20 protein-coding genes are annotated in these 22,937 nt (G+C 70.4%); 9 read left to right on the forward strand and 11 right to left on the reverse strand.

Annotated features, from left to right (window positions below):
• Nucleotides 1-5 precede the first annotated feature (5 nt).
• Nucleotides 6-800: a radical SAM protein gene (locus JYJ93_RS05095; protein ID WP_206786949.1), complete on the forward strand. Its 795-nt coding sequence runs from the start codon at nt 6-8 to the stop codon at nt 798-800.
• Here the strand turns inward: JYJ93_RS05095 and JYJ93_RS05100 are convergent, their stop codons facing one another.
• The 7 genes from JYJ93_RS05100 to JYJ93_RS05130 form a co-directional block, all read right to left on the reverse strand.
• Nucleotides 801-2,954: an ATP-binding protein gene (locus tag JYJ93_RS05100; RefSeq protein WP_206786950.1), complete on the reverse strand. Its 2,154-nt coding sequence runs from the start codon at nt 2,952-2,954 to the stop codon at nt 801-803. It abuts the gene before it with no gap.
• A 34-nt stretch (nt 2,955-2,988) separates the two neighbouring features.
• Nucleotides 2,989-3,999, reverse strand: a complete 1,011-nt coding sequence (locus JYJ93_RS05105; RefSeq protein ID WP_206786951.1) for an aldo/keto reductase — start codon at nt 3,997-3,999, stop codon at nt 2,989-2,991.
• Nucleotides 4,000-4,086: 87 nt separating this feature from the next.
• Nucleotides 4,087-5,385, reverse strand: coding sequence for an AMP-binding protein (locus JYJ93_RS05110; protein ID WP_206786953.1), 1,299 nt, complete (start codon nt 5,383-5,385; stop codon nt 4,087-4,089).
• Nucleotides 5,382-5,945 (reverse strand): hypothetical protein, encoded by a 564-nt coding sequence (locus tag JYJ93_RS05115; RefSeq protein WP_206786954.1) that lies wholly within the window; start codon nt 5,943-5,945, stop codon nt 5,382-5,384. Before JYJ93_RS05115 ends, JYJ93_RS05110 begins: the two co-directional genes overlap by 4 nt.
• Nucleotides 5,945-7,657 (reverse strand): M48 family metalloprotease, encoded by a 1,713-nt coding sequence (locus JYJ93_RS05120; RefSeq protein WP_206786956.1) that lies wholly within the window; start codon nt 7,655-7,657, stop codon nt 5,945-5,947. The genes JYJ93_RS05115 and JYJ93_RS05120 overlap by 1 nt, the downstream gene beginning before the upstream one ends.
• Nucleotides 7,654-8,481, reverse strand: coding sequence for a hypothetical protein (locus tag JYJ93_RS05125; protein ID WP_206786958.1), 828 nt, complete (start codon nt 8,479-8,481; stop codon nt 7,654-7,656). The genes JYJ93_RS05120 and JYJ93_RS05125 overlap by 4 nt, the downstream gene beginning before the upstream one ends.
• Nucleotides 8,478-10,022 carry an AAA family ATPase gene (locus tag JYJ93_RS05130; protein WP_206786959.1) on the reverse strand — a complete coding sequence of 515 codons (1,545 nt, stop codon included), beginning with the start codon at nt 10,020-10,022 and terminating at the stop codon, nt 8,478-8,480. Before JYJ93_RS05130 ends, JYJ93_RS05125 begins: the two co-directional genes overlap by 4 nt.
• A 118-nt stretch (nt 10,023-10,140) precedes the next feature.
• Between JYJ93_RS05130 and JYJ93_RS05135 the strand changes: the two genes are divergently transcribed.
• From JYJ93_RS05135 to JYJ93_RS05165, 7 genes are all read left to right on the forward strand, one after another.
• Nucleotides 10,141-11,433: an ATP-binding protein gene (locus JYJ93_RS05135; protein ID WP_206786960.1), complete on the forward strand. Its 1,293-nt coding sequence runs from the start codon at nt 10,141-10,143 to the stop codon at nt 11,431-11,433.
• Between the two features lie 16 nt (nt 11,434-11,449).
• The gene (locus JYJ93_RS05140; protein ID WP_206786961.1) at nt 11,450-12,061 is read left to right on the forward strand and encodes a hypothetical protein; all 612 of its coding nucleotides are present in this window, start codon (nt 11,450-11,452) and stop codon (nt 12,059-12,061) included.
• 137 nt (nt 12,062-12,198) lie between these two features.
• Nucleotides 12,199-12,501, forward strand: a complete 303-nt coding sequence (locus JYJ93_RS05145) for a hypothetical protein (RefSeq protein ID WP_206786962.1) — start codon at nt 12,199-12,201, stop codon at nt 12,499-12,501.
• Complete coding sequence (locus JYJ93_RS05150) at nt 12,498-12,932, forward strand: Fic family protein (RefSeq protein ID WP_206786963.1); 435 nt, start codon at nt 12,498-12,500, stop codon at nt 12,930-12,932. Before JYJ93_RS05145 ends, JYJ93_RS05150 begins: the two co-directional genes overlap by 4 nt.
• A 9-nt stretch (nt 12,933-12,941) precedes the next feature.
• Nucleotides 12,942-14,231 carry a hypothetical protein gene (locus JYJ93_RS05155; RefSeq protein WP_206786964.1) on the forward strand — a complete coding sequence of 430 codons (1,290 nt, stop codon included), beginning with the start codon at nt 12,942-12,944 and terminating at the stop codon, nt 14,229-14,231.
• Between the two features lie 11 nt (nt 14,232-14,242).
• On the forward strand, nt 14,243-15,508 hold the full coding sequence (locus tag JYJ93_RS05160; RefSeq protein ID WP_206786965.1) for a hypothetical protein: 1,266 nt from the start codon (nt 14,243-14,245) through the stop codon (nt 15,506-15,508).
• A 60-nt stretch (nt 15,509-15,568) separates the two neighbouring features.
• Entirely contained in the window at nt 15,569-16,855 is a 1,287-nt protein-coding gene (locus JYJ93_RS05165) for a hypothetical protein (RefSeq protein WP_206786966.1), read from the forward strand.
• Nucleotides 16,856-16,859: 4 nt separating this feature from the next.
• On the opposite strand, the gene JYJ93_RS05170 is transcribed toward JYJ93_RS05165, so the two are convergent.
• Nucleotides 16,860-17,489, reverse strand: a complete 630-nt coding sequence (locus JYJ93_RS05170; RefSeq protein ID WP_206786967.1) for a response regulator transcription factor — start codon at nt 17,487-17,489, stop codon at nt 16,860-16,862.
• Nucleotides 17,490-17,617: 128 nt separating this feature from the next.
• The gene (locus tag JYJ93_RS05175; protein ID WP_206786969.1) at nt 17,618-18,688 is read right to left on the reverse strand and encodes a dipeptide epimerase; all 1,071 of its coding nucleotides are present in this window, start codon (nt 18,686-18,688) and stop codon (nt 17,618-17,620) included.
• Nucleotides 18,689-18,884: 196 nt separating this feature from the next.
• Here JYJ93_RS05175 and JYJ93_RS05180 point away from each other — a divergent pair, with 196 nt between their 5' ends.
• Entirely contained in the window at nt 18,885-20,870 is a 1,986-nt protein-coding gene (locus JYJ93_RS05180) for a PAS domain-containing protein (RefSeq protein ID WP_206786971.1), read from the forward strand.
• 23 nt (nt 20,871-20,893) lie between these two features.
• Here JYJ93_RS05180 and JYJ93_RS05185 read toward each other — a convergent pair whose 3' ends face one another.
• Nucleotides 20,894-21,589 (reverse strand): suppressor of fused domain protein, encoded by a 696-nt coding sequence (locus tag JYJ93_RS05185; RefSeq protein ID WP_206786973.1) that lies wholly within the window; start codon nt 21,587-21,589, stop codon nt 20,894-20,896.
• Between the two features lie 95 nt (nt 21,590-21,684).
• On the reverse strand, nt 21,685-22,872 hold the full coding sequence (locus JYJ93_RS05190) for a GNAT family N-acetyltransferase (RefSeq protein WP_206786975.1): 1,188 nt from the start codon (nt 22,870-22,872) through the stop codon (nt 21,685-21,687).
• Nucleotides 22,873-22,937: the final 65 nt, after the last annotated feature.

The following is a 22,937-nucleotide window of genomic DNA, read 5'->3' on the forward strand; positions in this document are numbered from 1 at the left end:
GCGCCGTGCGCTACGAGCTTCACGACAGCCGCGTCCTCACCTGGTCCCTGGAGACGCACGTCACCACGCATTGCAACCTGCGCTGCGCGCAGTGCTGCCCGCTGTCGCCGCACCTGCCCGCGTGGGCCGTGTCCCCCCAGGCTCTGGCCGAGGACCTGCGCCGCCTCTCGCGCGTGCTCAAGCCCAACGTCTTCAAGCTCACCGGCGGCGAGCCCTTCCTCCATCCGGACCTGCCCGCCGTGCTGGACGCGGTGCGCGCCTCCGGGCTCACCGACCAGGTGTCCGTCACCACCAACGGCTTCCTGGCGCAGAGCGCTCCCGACGCCGTGTACGAGCGGCTCGACCGGATGACGCTGTCGTTCTACACGTCCGCGCCCCTGCCCGAGCGCTCCATCGCCCGCATCACCGAGCGCTGCGACCGGCACGGCGTCCACCTCACGGTGAAGGCCATCGACCGCTTCCAGCGCATCACCCCGGACGCGCCGCTCACGTCCGACGCGCAGGTGCGCGAAGTCTTCGACACGTGCTGGCTCAAGCAGCGCTGCCACCTGGTCCACCAGGGCCGCTTCTACACCTGCACCCGTCCGCCCCACGTCGCCACCGTCTTCGCCGCGGAGCATCCGCACCTGCCCGCGCTCGTCGAACACGACGGCGTGCCGCTCGATGACCCGGACCTGCTCACGCGGCTGTTGGGCTACCTGGAGCGGGACACGCCGCTCGCCACCTGCCGCCATTGCCTGGGCTCCAGCGGCCCCTGGGAACCCCACGCGCAGTTGCCGCGCGCTCGCGCCGCGTCCTGATCAGGGCGCCGGAGCTCCCACGTCCGCCGTCAGCGCGGGCAGCGGCAGCTCCACCGTGAAGACGGAGCCCTGGCCCAGGCGGCTCTCCACCCGCACCGTGCCGCCCATGGTCTCCACCAGCGTGCGGGTGATGTAGAGGCCCAGTCCCAGGCCTCCGTAGTGGCGGTCACTCACGGCGCGCTCGAAGCGGCCGAAGAGGCGCGGCAGGAACTCCTCCGAGATGCCGATACCCTGGTCCCGCACCGTCAGCGCCGCCATGCCGTCGCGCGTCTCCAGCCGGACCTGGATGGGCCGCCCCTGGCCGTACTTGATGGCGTTGTCCACCAGGTTCACCACCACCTGCTCCAGGCGCGGCCGGTCCCACACGCCCATCATCGTGGCGTCCGTGCACTCCAACTGGAGCACGGAGCCGGAGCGCGCGGCGGGGCCCTCGTAGGCGGTTGCCACGTCGCGCACCAGCTCCGCCAGGTCCATGGGCACGCACTCCAGCGACAGCCGTCCCGCCGCGATGCGCGACACGTCCAGCAGGTCGTTCACCAGCTCCGCCAGCTTCTTCAGCTGCCGCGAGCCCACGTCCAGGTAGCGCTCCACCACCTCGCGCGGCACCGGGCCCGGGTGGCGGTCCAGCTCGCGCCGCAGCGACTGGAGCTTGAGGTTGAGCGGCGTGAGCGGCGTCTTCAGCTCGTGGCTCGCGATGGACAGGAACTCGTCGCGCAGTCGCACCGCTTCCCGCGCCTCGCGGTACAGCCTGGCGTTCTCCATGGAGAGCGCGGCGCGGTTGGCCAGCTCCTGGAGGAAGGGCAGGTCCGCGGACGTGTAGCGCCTCCCGGAGCGGTGCGTGGTGACGAAGCTGAGCAACCCCAGCGAACGCTCCCCGGCCACCAGCGGCACCACCACCAGCGAGCGGACGCGCAGCTCCTTCAGCAGCGCGATGCGCTCCGGGTCGTCCGTCAACATCGGGAGGACGTCGTCGGTGAAGTTCTCGATGAAGAAGGGCTGCCCTTGATGACGCGGCCCGGTGCCGGCCAGCGTGGGGAGGCCCGACACGTACGTCGTGCGGGACCGCAGCGGCTCCGCGAGCGACTCCGGCTCCGTGGTCGCGTGCTCCACCTCCATGCGCTGGAAGGTGCCGTCCTCCCGCGCGCTGTCGATGAGGCACCAGTCCGCCAGCGTGGGGACCGCCAGCCGCACCACGTTGCGCAGCGTGGCCTTGTCGTCCAGCGACGTGGCCAGGAAGGAGCTGGCCCCCGCCAGCAGCCGCAGGTGCTCCTCGTTGTGCGACAGTTCGCGCGCCAACCGCTCCGCCCGGGAGCGGGCGCGCACCACGTCCGTCACGTCGAAGCCGAAGCCCGCGATGCCGTCCACCTGCCCGTGCGCGTCGTGCGTGGGCGTGTACGTGACGTCGAAGATGAACTCCCGGAGGGAGCCATCGGGCTGTGGCAGCTTGAGGGACACCTCCCGGCCCTCGAAGGGTTCGCCCGTCGCGTAGACGTGGTCGAGGATGCGTGCCACGCGTTCGGCCTCCTCCTTCGGTCCCACCTCGCGCGCGGGCAGGCCCAGCAGATGAGGCGGGTTGCCCAGCATCGCGGAGTTGAGGGGGTTGGACAGCTCGAAGACGTGCTGGGGCCCGCGGAAGATGACCAGGTGCGCGGGCGCGTGCATGAACAGCTCATGCAGGCGCGCGCGTTCGTACTCGGCGGCGGCGCGGGAGGCGCGCTCGCGCTCCAGCAGGTCCGCGCGCTCCGCGTTGGCCCGGCGCAGGCGCACGTTGAGCAACGTCACGAACATCGACAGCGCGAGGAAGAAGCTCAGCGCGATGAGGTTGCCGGGGTGGATCATCCAGTTCCCCAGCGGGGACAGGAAGAAGTAGTCCACCGTCACCAGCGACAGCGCCGTCGCCACCAGCCCCGGTCCCCAGCCTCCCCGCCAGCCCGCGAACGCGACGGCGGCGAAGAAGGCCAGGAACGGGGCGCTGGACATGTAGGGCCACAGCAGCCGCTGGGCGAGGAACGCCACCAGGACGCCCGCCGTCGCCAGCCCATAGCTCAGCAGCGCGGAGCCCTCTTCCTTCTGGAACGGCCCCGGCGCGCGCGGAGACGGGGAGGAGGGGGGCGCCGGCGGATGCGGCGGGCGGGACGGAGCGGGCGCGGTCATAAATGCGCGGGGCGGACGGGCCAGGGGCCGGCCGTCAGCGTGTCTCCTTCCGGGTGTCGGTCTGGAGGAAGCCCTGCATGGTGGTGGGGTAGCGCTCGCCCGCGGCCACGCCCGGCGGCGCGATGGACTCGATGGCCGCCAGGTCCTCCTGCGTCAGCTTCACGTCCAGGGCCCCCAGGTTGTCGTCCAGGTACTTGCGGCGCTTGGTGCCGGGGATGGGGACCACGTCCTGCCCACGCGACAGCACCCAGGCGAGCGCCAGCTGCGCGGGCGTGCACCGCTTCTGGCCGGCGAGCCGGTCGATGTGCTCCACCAGCTTGAGGTTGCGCTGGAAGTTCTCCCCCTGGAAGCGGGGCGAGTGGCGGCGGTAGTCGTCCTCCGGCAGGTCCTCGAAGCGCTTGAACTGGCCGGTGAGGAAGCCGCGGCCCAGCGGGCTGTAGGGGACGAAGCCCACGCCCAGCTCGCGGCACGTCTGGAGGACGCCGTCCTCCGGGTCCCGGCTCCACAGCGAGTACTCCGACTGGAGCGCGGTGATGGGATGCACGGCGCACGCGCGGCGCAGCGTCTCCGAGTTCACCTCCGACAGCCCCAGGAAGCGCACCTTGCCGGCCTTCACCAGCTCCGCCATCGCGCCCACGGTGTCCTCGATGGGCGTCTTCGGATCCACGCGGTGCAGGTAGTAGAGGTCGATGACGTCCATTCCCAGGCGTTTCAGGCTCGCGTCGCACGCCTGCTTCACGTACTCCGGCCGGCCGTTGACGCCGCGCGACTGGGGATTCGCGGGGTCACGCACCAGGCCGAACTTCGTGGCCAGGACGATGCGCTGGCGGTGGGGGCCCAGCACGCGGCCCACCAGCTCCTCGTTGCGGCCGGGGCCGTAGGCGTCCGCCGTGTCGAAGAAGGTGATGCCCCGCTCCAGCGCATGGAGCAGCGTGGCCTCTGACTCCGCGTCGTCACGGCCCGCGTAGAAGTCCGACATGCCCATGCAGCCCAGGCCCAGCGCCGAAACGGTGAGGCCCTGCCTGCCCAGCTTCCGAGTCTCCATGTGTCCTCCGTGCGGGTGCACCCTCCCTGGGAGAATCTTCACGCGAGGCGCGGGAATCCAGGGCAAACGGCCAGGCGAAGGCCCGGCTCATCCAGGAAGCGCCAGCTCGCAACGGAAGGGGAGCGGCTTGGCGGCCGGCGCCAGCCCCTCCTCCCCACGCACGTCCACCACCGGCGCCGTCCAGCCCAGGTTGCGCAGCGCCGCGGTGAGCCGCTCGCGCAGCGCCGCCACGCTGTCCGCGGGCGCGCCCGAGAGCTCCAGCGTGAAGCGCTCCAACCCCACCTGTGTCAGCCGGAACGCGCGCAGCGGGTGGTGCTTGAACACCCACGCCAGCGACCACGCGTCCACCGCGCGGCCCGAAGGCGTGTGGAACGCGCAGGCCCCGCGTCCGCCGAAGCCCGTCAGCGTCCAGCCGTGGAAGCCGCAGGCGCACGCGTCGCGCCGCACGGTGCCGGTGTCCCCGGGCCGGTAGCGCAAGAGCGGCAGCACGCTGGGGCGCAGCCGCGTCACCACCACCTCGTCCCCGTCCGGCTCCAGCCAGACGTCCGGCGTGAGCACGTGGAAGCGGCCCCGGTTCGCGTCCTCCATGCACTCCCACGCGAGCGGCCCCGTCTCCGTGGCGGCGTAGTAGTTGAGGACCGGCACGCCGCGCTCCTGCCTCCACGCGTCGCGCAGCGCGTGCGGCAGGTGCTGCGCGGAGGTGAGCACCAGCCGGGGGGACGGCACCTCCGGATGCGCGAGCAGCCAGCGCAGCCCCTCCGGGTCGGAGAAGACGATGGAGGCCTTCACCCGTTGAAGGCGAGCCACCGCGTCGTCGCGCAGCACGGAGACGCGGTGCAGGGCGCCGTCGTGGAACAGCGGCAGGCGCACCGAGTACTCCAGCCCGCCCGGCAGCGCGTCCAGCAGCACCACGCGCGGACGCGGCGGAGGCACGGTGTTCGTGCGCCCGGTGAAGAAGCGAAGCACGGCCCACATGAGCAGGCAGTCGCGCCGGTCTCGGAGCACGTTCACCGGGTCGCCGGTGGTGCCGGAGCTCCTCACCACCACGCACTCGTCGGACGCGGCGGGCAGCGTGGGCACGTCCTCCCAGTGGCGCGCGAGCGTGGCGCGGTCCAGCGCGGGGAAGTGCCGCAGGTCCTCCAGCCGGCGCAGGTCGCCCGGGTGCAGGCCCGACTCGCGCAGCACGCGCACGTAGTAGGGCGAGCCCCGGAGCGCGTCACGCAAGGCGGGCAGGCGCGCCTCCAGCTCCGCGCGGGCGGTGGCTTCGTCCACCGTGGCCGCTCCTCGCGCCAGCCCCGCCGCCACGTCCAGCGCCCACGGCAGGTGCGGGCGCTGCGTTTGGCTGTCGCGGCGGATGCGGGCCCTGGGCGCGACCCCGAGCGTCACTCGCGCCAGCCCCGGGCCTCGGCTTCCTTGCGCTGGGCCTCCTGGAGCATCTCCTGGCGCCGGTCCGCCTCCTTCTTGCGCGCCTCCTCCACCTTGCGCAGGTCCGTCACGGCCTGCCGGTAGTCCAGGTCCTTGAGGCGGCGCTTCGACTCGGCCTCCGTCTCGCCCTCGACGTCCGCGCCCACCGCCGCCAGCCACTTGCGCAGGAACTCCTCCTGGCGGAAGACGTTGGAGCGGATCATCTCCGCGGTGAGGGGATGGATCTCCTCGAAGAACTGCTGGAGCCGCGCCTGCGGGGTGCGGTCCGCGGTGAGGTAGAGCACCGTCTTCTTGCGCAGGTCGGACACCAGCAGCACGTGCGCGAGCATGCCCACCTGCTCCTGGAACAGCGGGTTCTTCAGGCGCTGCTCCAGCTTCGCCCACTCGGCTTGTGACGGGGGGCGCTGGCTGGCCATGCGGAAGGTGTCGCAGACGACGGCCACGGCCAGGTCGCGCGGATACGGCGACACGAGGGGCATGGCCGCCAGCTGCTCACGGATGTGGGGAATCGAGACCGCCATCATTTCTCCAACAGGGCATCGGCCAGTGCCGCGGCGGCACGGCCAAAGTCAGACATCCATTGCACGGTCGCCAGCCGGAAGCGCGGGCTGCCCAGCACCGGCGCCAGCACCTGCCGCGCGGGCGCGTCGTCTGGCAGCGCGAGGAAGGCCACCACCCGGCGCGACCGGTTCATCCCTCGGACAAACCGCGGCAGCGCGCCCTCCTGCCGCATGTTGTGGAGGAAGTCGCTGTCGGAGATGACGACGCGCAGCGCGTCCGGCCGCTCCTCGGACAGTTGCTCCATCACCTCCACCGGGAACCACGTCCCCCCGCCGATGTAGTGCAGGAAGAAGTCGCGCGCCGTCTCCTCGTCGTACATCCACGGGGACACGATGGGGTTGTCCGCGGAGTAGATGATGCCGCGCACCGTGGCGCCCTTGCGCAGCGCGGAGGCGGACAGCACCTGCGCGGCCAGCGTCATCGCGTTGAGGTCCTGCTGCGGGTTGGGCATGGAGCCGCTGGTGTCCAGGTAGATTTCCAGCGCGGGCACGCCCAGGTCCGACGGCGGCGGCAGGTCCGCCTCCAACTCGCGGCGAAGGGGGGTCACGGCGGCCAGGTGGCCCTGCGCGACCACCGTGAGCGTCCAGTCGATGGTGGTCGGGTCGTCGCCGTACTCCCACGCCTCCGGAATCGTGCGCAGGTAGGGCTCCGGCTTCGAGGGCGAAGCGGGCAGCTTGAGGATGTACGGGTCCACGAGCCGCCGGTAGTACCGGCCCACCAGCGCCCGCCGCAGCCTGCCGCCATCGTCGCCGGGACGGTGCGCGGTCGCGCGGCGGATGGTCTCCAGCGGATCCGACTCCTTCGTGTCGTGCGAGTCGTCCAGCCAGCCGTTCGCGCGGGCCTCGTCCAGCGCGTCCTGCCACCGGCCGCCCGCCTGTACCGCCGCGTCCAGGTCGCCTTCGTCCGGAGCGCCCAGGTCGCCCGCGAGCGGGATGCGGAAGCCCACTTCCGAAGGCAGGTCGATGAAGCGGATGAACGCGGCGCAGAAGTAGAGGAATTGCAGGCGCGGGTCGGGCAGCGCGTAGAACGTCTGCACGAACAGGCGCGCCTGCGCGCGGAAGCCCGGGTAGGCCTCCTCCAGCTTCGGCAGCAGGGCCTCGGGCACCAGGTGTCCGGGCTCGCGGCGCCAGAGCTCCTCGTAGATGGCCAGGTAGAAGCAGAACAGCGGGGACGGCCCGCTCGTGCCCGTGTCGCCGTCCTGCTTCTTCTGGGACTTGTTCTTCTTGCGTCCGTCGGGCGTGCGCAGAAAGCCCCGGTACACCTGGCACAGCGCCTCCGCGTGGGTGCGCCCCACGAACTCGTTCACCTGGAGGTCGAAGAACAGGTTGGTGAGCGACTGGCCCAGGCCCGGGATGAGGCGCTGCTCCAGCACGCGCAACTCCGCGTCCCACCCCAGCGTGTGCGGGAAGCGGACGTGGTGGCCGACTTCATGGGCCAGCACGGCGGTGAGGCTGTCGCGCGCGCCCATGCGGACGAGCAGGTCGAAGTGGACGAACACCTGCCGGCGCGCCAGGTCGATGTACGCGAGCGGTTCGTCCGGCGCGGCCTCGCCGGGCCGGAAGGGCTGGTGCGGTTCGGGCGGGCTCAACTGCACGTGCACGTCCCACAGCGCCAGCGCGTCGCGCCAGCACCGCTCCACCTCCTCCGGGGTGAAGGCCGCGCCCGCGCTCATGCCGGCAGGATGACCGCCAGCCACTGGGACGTGTGCATCGTGGCCACCGCGCGCCACTCGTTATGCTGGGTGCTGTACCAGTCCCCCGCGCGAGGGTCGCGCTGCGCCAGCGAGGTGAGCGCCTTGGAGGGCTTGCCCGTCGAGGGCTCCAGCCGCGCGTTGCACCCCATGGGCCCCAGCAGGATGGGCTTCTTCACCAGCCACACGCCCTGCGTGGCCGCGTCGCGTCCGCCCGCGGCGGTGGCGCGGTGCCGGTCGTGCACGCAGACGACGGCGGGCGCCAGGAAGTGCATCTCCCCGGGCATGAAGCGCGCGTCCTCCTGGGACAGGTCCACCCACTGCGCGGTGGACGTGTCGCCCAGCGCCTGGGTGGGCGGCTCCATCGCCTCGTTGGCGATGGCGTGCAGGTGGCCCTCCAGGTCCTCCAGCGAGGACAGGTTCGAGCCCAGGCGGCAGAACAGCCGCTGCACCCAGGGCGGCGCGGACTCCAGGTTCTCGCCGAGGTTCCACATGCGCGCGAGCGCCGCGGCCCGCTCCTCCTGACGCAGGTCCGGGAGCAGGCGCGGCAGCAGGTCCGTCCACGCGAGCGTGAAGAAGTTCTCCCTGCCGGCGGACCGCGGATACAGGTAGCCCAGCCCGATGCCCTCGGCGCCCAGGCGCAGGTAGGTGCGCAGGGTCTCCTCTCCCGCCGCGGCGTCACCGCTCGACAGCGCCCGGCCCATGCGGACCCCCGGGCCTTTGAGGAACTCGTCCCACAGCGTGCGATCCCAGCGCACGAACCGGCCGCGGGCCTGCTTCTCCAACTCGTCGACGAACTCGCTCATGGCTGCTTCCCCTGACCGCCCGGGTTCTCCTTCAACCACGTCGCGTAGTTGCGGTAGCGGCTGTAGAGGGACTTCAAGTGGATGAGGTCCTCGTACACCGGACCGGACAGCTCCTGGCGGGTCATCAGGTCGTTCATCAGCACGGTGACGGCGGACAGGCGCTTCTCCGTGGTGCGCAGGTCCACGCCGGACAGGCCCAGGTCCAGCTCCGCGCGCAGGGCGGCGACCTTCTGGCGCACGGGCGCGTGCGTGCCGTAGCGGGCCATGGCCATGTCGAACATGTTGCGGATCCACGCCACGCGGTCCTGGAGCAGCAGCTTGTTGCCCTTCACCTCGAAGAAGGGGCTGCGCGCGTTGGGGGTGAGCTTCTCGTGCAGCACCCAGGGGATGATCTGCCGGAAGTCCTCCAGCTCCGTCACGCGGTGGCCGCGGAAGAACGCGAGCGCCTTCGCGAAGTGGAGGATGGTCTGGTACGCGCGCACGCTGGTGCCGTTCTCCGTCTGCGTGCAGAGGTGCACCTTCTTGTCCAACGGGCACTGCTCGTTGCACACGGCGGACACGGTCTGGCCCGCGAGCTTCAGCGTGTCCTTGTGCTTGAACTCGAAGCGCGGGGACGCCATGCGGCAGAAGTCCAATTGGCCCAGGAAGAAGGCCACGCGCTCCAGCACGCCCTTGGGCACCTCCACGGCGAGGATGGCGTTGTAGGCGTTCTCCAGCTCGCCGGGGGTGAAGACGATGTCCCTGGGGAGCAGCTCCTCCGGGGACTTGTCGGACTCGATGCGCTGGAGCAGCGTGTCCACGAAGCCAGAGTTGAAGGGCACGGCGCGCACGACGACGTCCAGGCGGTCCTTGAGCGCTTCGATGACCTGGAACGTGCCGCCGCCCTGGTCGTCGTTGGCGGTGAGGAACCAGGACGAGCGGCCGGTGTAGACGTACTGGTCCATCATCTCCGCGTAGCCCTCGCCCAGGAGCGACAGCAGGGCGGACTGGGTCTTCGTGGGGATGCGGTTGTACTCGTCGATGATCTTCACGCGCTGGCCAATCCATTTGCGCCAGCTGACCTTCACGGCGGACAGGTCCTCCGCCTTGAGCATGTCGGAGGGCAGGGGCGCGCCGAGCAGGTCCGCGATGGACAGCTGCGGGTGGCCGCGCTGGATGCCCCGGTGCACGTCCTCGCGGCCCATGCCGGAGAGCAGGGCCATGAGGATGGCGGAGGTCGTCTTTCCGCGGCCCGGACCGCCCACGAGCAGGGCGCGGCGGCAGGTGAAGAGGGTGAGCAGCGGGATGAGGACGAAGGAGCTGTAGCTCATGTCCTCGGGGAGGTGGACCTCGTCCCCGGCGGTGTTCTTGAGCGCGGCGGTGCCGCCGAACTCGATGTCGTAGTAGGGGCAGATGACGGCGTTGTTGGTGATCCACCAATACGCCTGCCGCATCTTGTCGTGGAGGCTGCCGCCGTCGCGCTCGGAGAGGTGGACGCTGAGGCCCTTGTCCGCCGACGCACGCCCGGTGAGCAGGCGCGAGACCCAATCCTGGTTGGCCATGGAGGCGTGGGAGTGTAGCAGTCGGAGGGTGGGGCGGGTGTGCGCTGGATGGGTGTTCCCTCTCCATCCAGGCTTCCAGAAGTGGGCGGTGCGGACGGGATGCGCTAAGTGTCGGCGCATGCTCCGAGAGCTTCACCTTCAGGGGGTTGGCCCCGCGCCTCGCCTGGACGTCGAGTTCGCACCCCGGCTGAACGTCCTGACGGGCGACAACGGGTTGGGCAAGAGCTTTTTGCTCGATGTGGCGTGGTGGAGCCTGACGGGGACATGGCCCGGGTTGCCGGCGTGGCCTCATCGAGGGGCGAAGCGGCGTCGGATTGATTGGGCGCTGACGGGCAAGACCCAGCGTGCGTCAAACAAGACGAGCCACTTCGACCCGGAACGGCAGCTGTGGCCCTGGCCCGAAGGGCGCCCGAGCATGCCGGGCCTCACTGTCTATGCCCGCGTCGACGGAAGCTTCTCGGTGTGGGATCCCGCGCGGAACTACTGGCACAAGACGTCCCGTTCGGACCCGGACCTGCCTCGCAGACCGGACGCCTTCCACTTCTCTCCCCAGGACCTGTGGGAGGGACTGAAATACGAGGGGAAGACGGTCTGTAACGGGCTCGTCCGAGACTGGTTGACCTGGCAGCTTCAGGACGACGGCTCCGCGCACTCACCGTTCCAGATGTTGAAGCGCGCGCTGGAGCAGCTCTCACCCAAGGACGAGCCGATCCGTCCTGGAAGGCCCACGCGGCTGGCCGTGGAAGACGTCCAGGACTACCCGACCATCGACATGCCGTACGGCACCATCCCGGTGGTGCACGCCTCCGCGGGCATGCGGCGCATCCTCGGGTTGGCCTACCTCATCGTCTGGGCGTGGCACGAGCACACCCAGGCCTCGGCGTTTCTCGGGAAGCCACGAGACCCCCGGTTCATCCTGTTGGTGGATGAGGTGGAGACCCACCTTCATCCGCTGTGGCAGCGCCGCATCGTGGGGTCGCTCATCCAGGTCATCGACGGCCTCGCGCGCGAGACCTCCGTCCAGACCTTCCTGACAACCCACTCCCCCCTGGTCCTGGCCTCGCTGGAGCCGTTCTTCGATGAGGAGCAGGATGCCTTGTTCCTGTTCCAGCTCGAGAGGGGACAGGTGAACCTGCGGCATCTCCCCTGGGCGAAGCAGGGGGATGCGAACGACTGGCTCACGTCTCCTGTCATGGGGCTGGCCCAAGCGCGCGCCCTGGAGACAGAGCGCGCGGTGGAGGCCGCCGAGGCCTACATGCGAGGGGCGCGCGAGGGCGTGGGAACCCTGAAGGAGATCGACGCCGAACTACGGCGTCTGCTCCCGGAGCAGGATCCGTTCTGGCCGCGGTGGGTCGTCGCTCGTGATGGGGGAGGCGGCCGTGATCCGGTGCGATCCAAGAAGAGAGCCTGAGGACTTCGATTCACGGGTGAGAGCGCCCGGGCGCCGGTGGCTGCAAGGCAACCCGAAGTCCCTCCGCCGTCCGCCCGCATACTGGCGGCGTTGCAATGATCAACTCGCGGAAGCCTTCTTCGAACGGTGTGCCTACACCGCGATGTATCTGGGCGCGCCAGGCACCGTCGACCACTTCATCTCCCTCGATGAAGACCGGCGGCTTGCCTATGAGTGGACCAATTTCCGGTACTCGGCTGGATGGCTCAACAGCCGGAAGCAGGCGCTGGTCTCGGCTCGCCTGTTGGACCCGTTTGAAGTCGAGGACGGGTGGTTCGCGCTCCTGCTTCCATCGCTTCAGCTCCAGGTCACGGAGCGCTGTCCGCCGCGATTACGAGAGCGAGCCGCCGAGACGCTTCGTCTGTTGGGACTGGACCATGATGAGCGCGTGGTCCGGTATCGAAGGCAGTGGCTGGAGGAGTACGAGCAGCGGCGCGTGACGCTGGACTATCTGGAGGACAAGGCTCCGCTCGTGGCCCGCGCGGTGCGTGATTGGGAGTCGCGCGAAGGCCGGCAGTGGTCCGCGGGCAGCAACCAGGTGAAGTTGACGCGAAAGTCCCGGTCTGGGACTCGGAGGAAGAAGGCGTAGGCTGGGCGCATGGTCGTTCTTGGGCCTGACGGGGTGCAGGCGGCTCTGGATGAAGAATGGAAGCACCTGCGCGCCCTTGTCGTGCCATGAGAGGATGTCATGGCGTTCGAGCAGCGGATGCTTGCGGGGGACTCGGGATGCTGCCTCACCTGGAAGTGATTCACGGCACTGTCGAAGGAATCGATCCTGGCGTGTCGAACACGCCGACGATCCAGCTTGCACCGCGAGAGGGCGGGATTCTCACGCTGGCTGCCACGGCGGAACTGGTGGCGCAGGCCGCTCACCTGCGCGAAGTCTCCGCCATGGTCGTCAGAGGACCCAACCCCCGGCTCATCTGGATCCGCGAGCAGGGTGTGGACGTGCCGGTCCCTCCCGCCGAGGTCCGTGACGCGCACGCCCTGCGCAAGTGGAGTGAGCTGCTGCGGAGGCTGGCGCAATGAGTGACACGCAGCCGTATGACCGGTTCTGCGGCCTGGCCCGGCTCCAGGAGTTGCAGGCCAAGGGCATCGCCGCGCATGGCGGCAGGATGGGCGTCCGCGATGCGCTGGGCCCTGGCGCGACCCTGGGGGCTGCCTGGACCGCGGAGGAGTACGGCGCTCCGCCGGAGGCCGTGCCCGGGCTGCTGTTCGCCGTCTACCTGCTCTTCTACATCGCGACGAAGCAGGTTTTCGTGGACGGGAACAAGCGCATCTCCTGGCTCGCCATGTGCGAGGCCCTGGCGTGCATGGGCCTGGAGGTGGACGCCACGATTGATGAGGCGGAAGCGCTGGTGATGGCCATCTCCAACAACCAGTTCAAGGACGTCGAACCGGTATACCTCTGGGTGGTCGAACACCTGCGCGAGCTCCGCGTCGGCGATGGACGGGCGTAGGCTGTGGGCATGGCATCCCTTCGTCGCTGTTGCTCCCTGCTGACCCTGGGCCTGCTGCTCACCAGTGTGGCCTGCCAGCGTTCCTCGGGGGAACAGGAGGCGGTCCGGAAGCGAATCGACGCGCGGGTCCATGTGGCCGCGAACCAGCTCTGGGAGGGGCAGCTGGCCCAGGCCCAGACGGAGCTCGCCGCCATCCTGAAGGAGGCGCCCCAGCATCCCGGAGCGCTGATGGTCCAGACATGTCTGCAGTTGGAGCAGGGCGCCGAGGATGAAGCGGCCCGGACCGCGATCCTCCTCCGAGAGATGGCCCCTGACAAACCGGACGCCATCATGCTCATGGCGCTCGTCGAGCAGCGGCGCCGGACGCCCAAGCCCGGGTGGACCGAGTCGGTGACCGAAGCGTGGAAGAGCGCGGGCCGTCCCTCCCTCCGCGACAACAGCCGGTATCCGGAGGTCGCCATCGACGTGAAGAATGTCGTCTCCGACGTGTGGGCGCGGACCGAGTCCGTGGAGTCGCGCCTCGTCGCTGTCCTGGCGGACCACAAGGCTTCGGAGCCCCAGCAGCGGTGGCTCGTGGAGCACCTCTCCGAAATGGAGGACCTGCCCCTGTTGCTCTCCGCCCACGAGTATTTCAGCTACGCCGACGGCCTGCACGCGGACCTGCGGCGGCAAGCGCGCGAGACCGTGCGGCTCAAGCTCGAGGCGCACGGCCCTGAGACGAACGAGTCCCGCATCCCGCTGCTCCTGTTGATGGCGGATGCCTCGGAAGAGACGCCGCTCACCCACGAAGACATCGTGGCGCTGGATCGGATCGCCAGCTTGAAGCACTACCGCAACGTCTCGCTGTCCCAGTTGTATGTGGATGCGGAGCGGCGCCTGGAGGCCGCGGGCGCTTCCTCGCGATTCGACAAGGCCTTCATGGTGGCGATCTCGAACCTGGTCCTGGAACCCGCCTCGGTGCTTACGAAACGGGCAGCGGCGACGAAGGACCAGCTCACCCTGGCTGAACAGGACCGGCTGGGGAAGGCGTTGCTCACGTTGGGAGCGCGCATCCGGGCGGAGAACACGTTGGTGGAGCGCAGCGTGGGATTGCGCATGATGGAGCAGGGCGCGGTCCTGGTGGGGAACGAGGAGATGCGCGCCCAGGTGGCCGAGGGCTATGAGCCGCTTCGTCAGGTCATTCAATCCTCGCGGCAGGTGCAGATTGAAAACTGGCCCCTGCCTTCGCTCCAGCGCGAATGGGCGACGGTCCTGGTCCAGGACGAGTGGGCCTTCTTGAGCAACCTCCTCGCCCCCTGAGCGCTGAGCGCATGCTCCAGCGTGCCTATCGGTTCCTGTTGTCCTTGTGGCGGCGCGCGGCCTCGAATCCCGAGGCGCTCCAGAGACGCATCGACGCACAGATCTCGCGGGCCGTGACCAATGTCGGGTCGGGGAACCTGGCACGGGCCCGCCTGGAGCTTTCCAAGGCGCTGGAGGAGGCTCCTCGGCATCCGGGCGCGCTGAAGGTCCAGACCTGTGTGCTGCTGGAGTTGGGCGCTCTGGAGGAAGCCTCACAGGCCGTGGCCCGGCTTCAATCCCTGACGCCCGGACAGCCGGAGGTCGCGGTGCTCGCGGCGCTCGTCGAACAGCGCAGCCAGACGCCCGCGCCAGACTGGCGAGGGGCCCTGATCCAGGCATGGAACCGCGTGGGCCGACCTGACCTCGTGGAGGCGGAGCCGTTCCCGTCGCCGCTCCCTGACACGACTGCCTTCGTCGAACGGGTGTGGGAACGAACGCAGTCCCCGGAGGTCCGCTTCACCGCGATGTTGGCGGATGGTGCTTCGGACGCGCAGCGGCAGTGGCTCGCGGCTCACGTTGCCGGGTTGGAGGACGCTGCTCTGCTGCTCGCCGCCTATGAGTATTTCCTTCCCCGTTCCGGCGAGGACGCGCTCGCCGACGTGCGGCGTCAGGCTCGGGAGACGCTGCGGCGCAAGATTGAGCCGCTCATCCCCCGGATGCACGAGTCCGAGGGGCCGCTGCTCCTGCTGCTGGGGGAGTCCGCGAAGGAGGCTTCCCTTACGCAGGAGAACATCCATGCGCTGGAGCGGATCGCGGGCCTCCCGCGCTATCGACGCACCTCGCTGGCCCAGGCGTACGCGGATGCGAAACAGCGTCTGGAACTCACGGCGGTCACCGCACCTCCTCTCCGAGTCCTCCAGGCGGCGGTGGCTTCGATGGTCACGGATGCCGTGGTGATCCTGTGGACGCGGGTCGAGGCGACGAAGGAGCACCTCTCCGCGGAAGACCGGGTCCGGCTGGGACGGACCGTGTTCACGCTGGGGGCACGCATCGCCGAGGGAGCAACCCTGTCGGATCGCATGTTGGGACTGCGCCACATGGAGCTGGGGGCGGAGTGGATGGCAGACGTGGAGAAGCTCGCCCAGGTGAAGAGGGAGCTCGAACATGGCCGGGCCGTGGCCGAGGCCTCCTCCGCGCTCCAGGTGGACTCGTGGCCGTTGCCGTCACTTCACCGCGCCTGGCTTCAGGCCTCCCTGGACGATGAGTGGAACAGCCTGAGCATCCTTGTCGCGCCTTGATCGCCTATCACCGGGCAAGCATCCGCCGGAACCTGCCTGGAGACCCGCTAGGATGATGGGATGAAGAGGACTCCCTGGCGATTCCTGGCATCGCTGTTCCTGGGCGGGTGGCTCTGTGCCTGCGCCTCCGTGCCGAAGTCCTCCGCCACCCCGCGCGAACCCACCGACGTGCGGCTCCAGCGGGTGGTGAACCACGCCTGGGACAAGAAGCCGGATCAGGCGCATGCGGAGCTCGACGGAGTCCTGGAGGAGGCGCCGCTGTACCGGTCGGCGTGGATCGTCCGGGCGTGCCTGTTCCTGGAGGCGGGAAAGCTGGATGCGGCGGCCCGGGTGGTGGAGCGCTTGGGTGAGCTGGCGCCCGGGGATCCAGAGCCGCGCGTGCTCGCGGCCCTCATTGACCAGCGCCGGCTTCAGCCGAAGGGCAGCTGGCTGGATGCCATGCGCCAGGCGTGGTTCGACGCGGGACGCCCCAGCCTCCATCACGAACGCAGGATGGAGCTCCTCCACCCAATGCAGGACACCGTCGCCATCGTCTGGGCGCGGACCGAGGACGTCGAGGACCGGTTCATCGCCGCGCTGGCGGGAGATCCCTCCGCGGAGCAGGAGCAGTGGTTGATGGACCATGTCTCCGGACTGAGGGATCCGGTCCTGAGGCTCGCCGCGTTCGAGTTCTTCCACCGGACCTCCGGTCCGCATGCGGTGGTGGCGGCACGCAAGCGGGGGCGGGACCTGCTGCGGACGGAGATGACGTCGCTGGCCGCGGAGTCGACGCATTCCGACCTGCCGTTGCTGCTGCTGGTGGGCGGGACCTCCGGCGATGCGCCGTTCACGCGGGAGGAACTGCCGGAGCTGGAGCGGCTCGCGGAGCTCCCCCGCTACCGGGAGACCCGCATGGCCCAACTGGGCGATGAGGCACAGTGGCGGCTGGAGTCCCAGGGCGTCCGCTATCCGGATTGGAGCTTCTACTGGGCGGCCATGGGGACACGGCTGCTGGGCGCTCCCCTGGAGTTGCTGCGGCGGCTGGAGGTGACGAAGGAGGGACTGACGCCCGAGGAGCGGCTCCGGCTGGGCGTCGCGGTGTGGAAGCTGGGCGGGCGCATCGCCGAAGGGAACACCATCTTCGAGGGCCTGATGGGCTACAAGTTGATGGAGCAGGGCGCCCTGCTGAAGGGGGACGAGGCCGGGCGCGCGTTGGCGGCGACAGCGGCCCAACGAAGCCTGAATGCGGACGCGGCGTCCTTCAACTTCCGGTTCGAGCTGTGGCCTCTGCCCACCTTCCACCGCGAGTGGCTGGAGGCGAGCCTGGACGACGAAGGGCGCCTCCTGGAAACATTCGTCGCGCGCTGAGCACTCAGAGCGTCACCAGCCCCATCCGCGCCGCGCGGACCACGGCCTCCGTGCGGCGCTGCACGCCCAGCTTGGCCAGGACCGCGTTCACGTGGAACTTGGCGGTGTGCTCGCTGATGTCCAGCCGGTCCGCGATGGCCTTGTTCGACAGGCCCTCCGCCAGGAGCCCCAGCACCTCGCGCTCGCGCGGCGTCAACGTGTCCGGCCCGGGTGCTCCCGACGGCGCCGTGCTCCGGGGCGCGGCGCGCACGTGGGACAGGCCCGGCTCGAACACGGCGAGGCCTCGGGCGACCGCGTGCAGCGCGGCCCCCAGCATCCCCGGCGCCACGTCGCGGAAGAGCAGGCCCCGCGCGCCCGCGCCCAGCGCCAGCTCCCCCGCCGCCTCGTCCGCCACCAGCGCCAGCACCGGCGCGCCCAGGTCCGGCGCCGCGCCTTCCTCCAGCCGCAGGCCCGTGTCCCAGAGCACCACGTCGGGCGGCTCGCCCCGCGCCGCCTCCAGCTCCTCCTGCGTGCCCGCCGCCACCACCGTCCAGGCCTCCGCCTGGTCGCTCAGCGCCCGTGCGAGCGCACCCCGGGCCAGGGGGTCCTCCGACACGAGCGCGAGCCTGGGCGATGACGAGGGCGCATCCAACATGGGCCCCTCATCCCTAACCGCGCCCGCCCCGTTCGCCACACCGCGCGGCGCCAGGACGCCTGTCCTTCCCTCTGGGCCGCGCCCCTGTGAAGAATCGTGAAGTCCTCTCGTGAAGGGCTGAAGGCCTCTTAGCGCAGCGTGACGCCGTGCCCCGGCGCGTCCGGGTCCAGCGTCAGCCGCCCGCCCGCGTACTGACCGCCGCCCTGGAACGGGTGGTTCGCGATGAACAGCGGCGTGTCCAGGTCCGCGTAGGTGAAGCCGCCCAGCCCCGCCGCCAGGTGCGCGGACGCGGTCATCGCGAGCACGCTCTCCACCATCCCGCCCACCATCAGCTCCAGCCCCGCCGCGCGGGCCAGGCTCCACATCGTCACCGCGTCCACCATCCCGCACTTCATCGTCTTGATGTTGATGCCGTGGCACGCGTTCTCACGGATGAGCCGCAGCACGTCCTTCACCGAGCGCGCCGACTCGTCCGCGCACACGGAGACCCGCGAGCGGTGCGTCACCTCCGCGAGCCCCGCGACGTCGGCCACCGGCTGCTCGAACAGCGACAGCGGCACCCCCGCGCGCTCCAGCTCCTTGAGGAACGCCAGCGCCTCCGCCACGTCATAGCCCCCGTTCGCGTCCGCGATGAGCCGCGCCTTCGGGGCCTCCTGGTGGATGGCCACGAGCCGCGCCGCGTCCGCGTCCGGGTCCAACGCGCCGACCTTCACCTTCACCGTGTGGATGCCCCGCGCCAGGATGGCCCGCGTGGACGCCACCGCGTGCTCCACGCCTCCGGCGGTGACCGTCATGTCGATGTCCAGCTCCGTCCCCGCCCCGCCGAAGAAGGCGTACATGGGGATGCGGTGGTGCCGCGTGAGCGCGTCCAGCAGGGCGATCTCCACGCCACACCGCGCGGCCGGCGCCAGCGCCAGCGCGTCCCCCAGCGCCTCCGATGCCGGCCGCCACGCCTGGGCGTCGCGGCCCACGAGCAGCTCGCGCACCGGCTCCAACGAAGCGAGCGTGCTGGCTTGCGTCTCCCCGCTCACCGCCGTGAAGGGTGCCGCCTCGCCCAACCCCACGGTGCCGTCCGCGAGCGTCACGCGCACGAGCGCGTTCTCCGCCGCCAACTGCGCGCCGGTGGCGATGGCGAACGGCTCCGTCAGGGACAGGTGCAACGCTTCGAACGAGACGTGCGTGATGAGGGTAGGGCGCATGGGCAGGCATGAGTCTGGCCGACGTTCCCCTCCGGAGGGGAATCTTTCCCTTCCTTCCGGCTTTCACTCTCACGCGTCTGCAATTCGAGAAGGTTAAGAAAGATACGAAGACCGGGGCTGGCTTGAGCCGCCGTGCGATTCGTGGCGACATGCGGGCTCCCCGGGGGTGGGCGGTGCCTGGGCCGCGAGGAGCCGGATGTCCGCGACCGACATGACCGTGGCCCTCCCGCTCCCGGACGCGTTCCTGGCCGCGTTGGAGGAGGCCGAGCGCGAGCACCCCGAGGCATGCATGGTGCTGCGCGCGGTGCGCTCCCCGGGCGGGGCCATCCTGGACTTCGAGTGGCTGTGGGCGAACCCCGCCGCGGTGCGCGCGCTGGGCCGGGGGCCGGAGTCCCTGCGCGGGCGGCGCCTGGGCGAGGTGTCCTCCAGGGGCGGCATCGCCGGCCGCATGGACCTGTTGCGCCAGGTGGTGGAGTCCGGCCGGCCGCACGCGGACCACTTCACCGAAGGGGAGGTGCTGCTGCAGGGCACGGCGGTGCCGCTGCGGGACGGGGTGCTGTTGCGGCTTCGTGACATCACCAGCGCCCAGCGGGTGGAGGAGGGGCTGCGCGAGACGCTGGACTGGGTGCGCGACGTGCTGGAGAGCATGCCGGACGCCTTCTTCACCGTGGACACGGACTGGCGCCTCACCTACGTGAACCGCAACGCCGCCGCGCTCACCGGCCGCCCTCAAGAAGAGCTCTTCCGCCGCGTGCTGTGGGACGCGTGCCCGGAGCTGTGCGGCACCCCGTTCGAGCGCACCATGCGCGAGGTGGCCGCCGAGGAGAGCTACCGCCTCTTCGAGCTGCGCACCGGCCGCGACCGCTGGCACGAGGTGCACGCCTGGTCCAGCGGCCGCAACGTCTCCACCTACGCGCGCGACATCACCGACAAGAAGCGCGTGCAGGCGGAGCGCGACGCGCTGCTCGCCCGCGAGCACTCCGGCCGCCTGGAGGCGGAGGCCCTGGCCCAGCGCCGCACGCACGAGCTGATGGCCGCGCGCGAGCGGCTGGTCCAGTCGGAGAAGCTGGCCATGGCGGGCCAGCTGGCCGCGGGCGTGGGCCACGAAATCAACAACCCGCTGTCCTACGTGGCCGGCAACCTCCAGTTCGCGGTGGAGCAGCTCACGGCGCTCGCCCGCAATCCCAGCATCCAGGGCGCGGTGGGCGAAGCGCTGGACGCGCTGCGCGAGGCGAAGGAGGGCGCGGAGCGGATCCGCGTCATCGTGCGCGACCTGCAGACCTTCGCCCGCGCGGACGAGCTGCGCCTGGGGCCCGTGGACGTGCACGCGGCGCTGGAGTTCGGCGTCTCCATGGCGATGACGCACCTGCGCAGCCGCGCCCAACTGGAGCGCCACTACGGCCACGTGCCGCCCGCGCTGGCGCACGAGGCGCGCCTGGGGCAGGTGTTCCTGCACCTGCTCATCAACGCCGCGCACGCCATCCCCTCCGGCGCCTTCGACCGGCACCGCGTGACGCTCACCACCCGCCGCGAGGGCGCGTGGGTGCTGGCGGAGGTGTCCGACACCGGCCTGGGCATGACGCCGGAGGTGCTCCAGCGCGCCTTCGAGCCGTTCTTCACCACGCGCCCCGTGGGCGAGGGCAGCGGCCTGGGGCTGTCCATCTGCCTGGGGCTCGTGCGCAGCATGCACGGCGAATTGACGGCCACCAGCATCCCCGGCCTGGGCAGCACCTTCCAGGTGCGGCTGCCCGTCTCGGAGCCCATCGTGCACCCGGGCGTCCCCGCGGTGCGCGCGGACGACGGGCGCTCCCGCAAGCGCGTGCTGGTGGTGGATGACGAGCCCCAGCTCACCTCGGTGCTGCGGCGCATCCTCGGCCGGCAGCACGACGTGGTGGTAGCGCACAGCGGCCGGGAGGCGCTGGCGCTGCTGGAGCAGGACGACGCCTTCGACCGCGTCTTCTGCGACCTGATGATGGCGGACCTCACCGGCATGGACGTGCACGCGGAGCTGTCACGGCGCCGGCCGGAGCTCCTGTCGCGCTTCGTGTTCATGACGGGCGGCAGCTTCACGGAGCGCGCCCGCGCCTTCCTCCAGGCCGTGCCGCTGCCGCGCATCGAGAAGCCCTTCGAGCCGGGCCTCTTGCACTCGCTGGTGGAGTCCTCGCCGCCGCGCGCCGGTTAGCGCGGGCGGCGAGAGCGTGGGAACTACAGCTTCACCTCGTCGCGCTCCGGCCGCGTGATGTACGCGGTGGTGGGGTTCGCGGGGTCGGCCAGCCGCTTCATCAGGCTGTCCATGCCGTTGGAGCGCGCGAAGGCCATCTCGTTCTTCGTCACGCCCACCAGCGTGAGCAGCTCCACCTGGCCACTGGGCAGGGTGAAGTGGCTGGGGCGGTTGGCGTCCTTCACGAACACGAAGCCCGCGAGCTTCGTCTCACCGCCGGTGAGCGTGCCGTCCACCGGGTAGCGGTGCCCCATGGCGAACAGCCGCGCGCACACGAGGTTGTAGGCCATCATGTCCAGCAGGCGCAGGATGGGCCAGCGCTCCTCCTCGGGCGTGTGGATGACCATCTCGTAGCCCAGCCCACTGCGGGCGTCGTCCGGCAGGTCCTCGCCGGGGGTCACGGTGAAGGGGTTGGACAGGCCGCTCGTCACGTAGGTCCAGTACGGGTGCTCCGGGCTGGGAGGCGCCACGCGCACGCCCATGGGCAGCCAGTTCGGATCCATCTCCGTGCCCTGGGCCAGCTCGCTCTCCAGCCACCCCTCCAGCACGCCGGTGCCCTCGAGGAGGTCCACCTCCTCACGGATGGCGCCGAACAGCTTGGGGTACTCCACCTCGTCGCGGTCCGCCCAGCAGTCTTCGTACCACTGGATGAAGTCTTCCTCTGTCTCCGGGACTTTCATGGGGGCGGACTCTAGAGGTTCACCCCGATTTAACAACTTGAACCGAGCCCGGATGCCCACTGGCCGGTGGGCTGGCGGACAGACGTTCAGGTTTTTCAGGTGCCGGTGGACCCGGGGGCAGGGGTTCCCCAGGGCTTGAGGCCGCAGATGCGCTCCGCCTCCTCCACGGCGGGGGCCAGCCGTGCGTGCTCCATGCGCAGGAAGCTCCGCACGGCCTTGTCCAGGCGCTTGTCGAAAATCAGGTGGGCGCTGTGCACGGCGGTGGGCTCGAAGCCGCGGGACACCTTGTGCTCGCCGCCCGCGCCGGGCTCGAACACCTTGCGCCCCGCGCGGATGCAGTCGTCCACGGAGTGATACAGGCAGACGTTGAAGTGCAGGAAGGGGTGCTCCTCCGTGCAGCCCCAGTAGCGGCCGTAGAGCCGCTCCGGCGTGGCCAGGTTGAAGGCCCCGGCGATGACCCTCCCGTCCTTCACCGCCTCCACCATCTCCACCATGTCGGGCAGGTCGCGGAAGACGCGCTCGAAGAAGCCCGGGGTGAGCTGCACCTGGCCCCAGGCGTGGCGCTCGCAGGTGGACGTGTAGAAGGTGTACGCGCGCTGGGCGTGCTCCGGGGTCAGGTCCGCGCCGCGCACGGTGCGCAGCTGGATGCCCTGCGTGGCCGCGGCGGCGCGCTCGCGCTTGAGCTGGTTGCGGCGCTTGGAGTCGAAGCGGGCCAGGTAGTCGTCGTAGCTGCTGTAGCCCGGGTTCTTCCAATGGAACTGGAGGGTGATCCGGCGCGCGAGCCCGGCCTCCTCCAGGAAGTCTGCCTCCTCGTCCGTGGGGTAGAGCACGTGCACGCCGGAGCAGTCCTGCTCCTGGGCGCTGTCCACGGCGGCCTGGAGGAGCGCGAGGCGCAAGGCCTTCGCGTCCTCTCCGGGGGCGGTGAGGAAGCGCGGCACGGTGGCGGGGGACAGGGGGCCGCCCACGAGCAGCTTCGGGTAGTACTCCACGCCCAACTGGGCGGCGGCGTTGGCCCAGCCGAAGTCGTAGATGTACTCGCCCATGCTGTGGAACTTGAGGTACGCGGGCGCGGCGGCGACCAGCTTCTTGCCCCGCCACAGCGTCAGGTGATGGGGGGCCCAGCCGGTGTCCTCGGTGGCGCTGCCGCTCTCCTCCATGGCGGACAGCCACGCGTGGCGCACGAAGGGGGGCGCGCCGTCGGCGACCAGGGCATCCCACTGGACGGCCGGGACATCGCGGATGGCATCGAGAATGCGGACCTTGAGCGGGGTGTCGGCGGGCACGGGAGCAGTCTTAACGCGGGCCTGTCTCCTTCGCTCCCGTTCGTCCCGCTGGAGGGCACCCGGGC

Source organism: Corallococcus sp. NCSPR001 (assembly GCF_017309135.1).
Lineage (GTDB): Bacteria > Myxococcota > Myxococcia > Myxococcales > Myxococcaceae > Corallococcus.

Excerpts from the sequence above, each read along its gene's own strand:
- JYJ93_RS05125 (WP_206786958.1), bottom strand. The coding sequence starts at position 8,481 with ATGAGCGAGTTCGTCGACGAGTTGGAGAAGCAGGCCCGCGGCCGGTTC.
- JYJ93_RS05130 (WP_206786959.1), bottom strand. The coding sequence starts at position 10,022 with ATGGCCAACCAGGATTGGGTCTCGCGCCTGCTCACCGGGCGTGCGTCG.
- JYJ93_RS05100 (WP_206786950.1), bottom strand. The coding sequence starts at position 2,954 with ATGACCGCGCCCGCTCCGTCCCGCCCGCCGCATCCGCCGGCGCCCCCC.
- JYJ93_RS05160 (WP_206786965.1), top strand. The coding sequence starts at position 14,243 with ATGCTCCAGCGTGCCTATCGGTTCCTGTTGTCCTTGTGGCGGCGCGCG.
- JYJ93_RS05105 (WP_206786951.1), bottom strand. The coding sequence starts at position 3,999 with ATGGAGACTCGGAAGCTGGGCAGGCAGGGCCTCACCGTTTCGGCGCTG.
- JYJ93_RS05150 (WP_206786963.1), top strand. The coding sequence starts at position 12,498 with ATGAGTGACACGCAGCCGTATGACCGGTTCTGCGGCCTGGCCCGGCTC.
- JYJ93_RS05175 (WP_206786969.1), bottom strand. The coding sequence starts at position 18,688 with ATGCGCCCTACCCTCATCACGCACGTCTCGTTCGAAGCGTTGCACCTG.
- JYJ93_RS05165 (WP_206786966.1), top strand. The coding sequence starts at position 15,569 with ATGAAGAGGACTCCCTGGCGATTCCTGGCATCGCTGTTCCTGGGCGGG.
- JYJ93_RS05185 (WP_206786973.1), bottom strand. The coding sequence starts at position 21,589 with ATGAAAGTCCCGGAGACAGAGGAAGACTTCATCCAGTGGTACGAAGAC.
- JYJ93_RS05180 (WP_206786971.1), top strand. The coding sequence starts at position 18,885 with ATGTCCGCGACCGACATGACCGTGGCCCTCCCGCTCCCGGACGCGTTC.
- JYJ93_RS05170 (WP_206786967.1), bottom strand. The coding sequence starts at position 17,489 with ATGTTGGATGCGCCCTCGTCATCGCCCAGGCTCGCGCTCGTGTCGGAG.
- JYJ93_RS05135 (WP_206786960.1), top strand. The coding sequence starts at position 10,141 with ATGCTCCGAGAGCTTCACCTTCAGGGGGTTGGCCCCGCGCCTCGCCTG.
- JYJ93_RS05120 (WP_206786956.1), bottom strand. The coding sequence starts at position 7,657 with ATGAGCGCGGGCGCGGCCTTCACCCCGGAGGAGGTGGAGCGGTGCTGG.
- JYJ93_RS05115 (WP_206786954.1), bottom strand. The coding sequence starts at position 5,945 with ATGGCGGTCTCGATTCCCCACATCCGTGAGCAGCTGGCGGCCATGCCC.
- JYJ93_RS05155 (WP_206786964.1), top strand. The coding sequence starts at position 12,942 with ATGGCATCCCTTCGTCGCTGTTGCTCCCTGCTGACCCTGGGCCTGCTG.
- JYJ93_RS05145 (WP_206786962.1), top strand. The coding sequence starts at position 12,199 with ATGCTGCCTCACCTGGAAGTGATTCACGGCACTGTCGAAGGAATCGAT.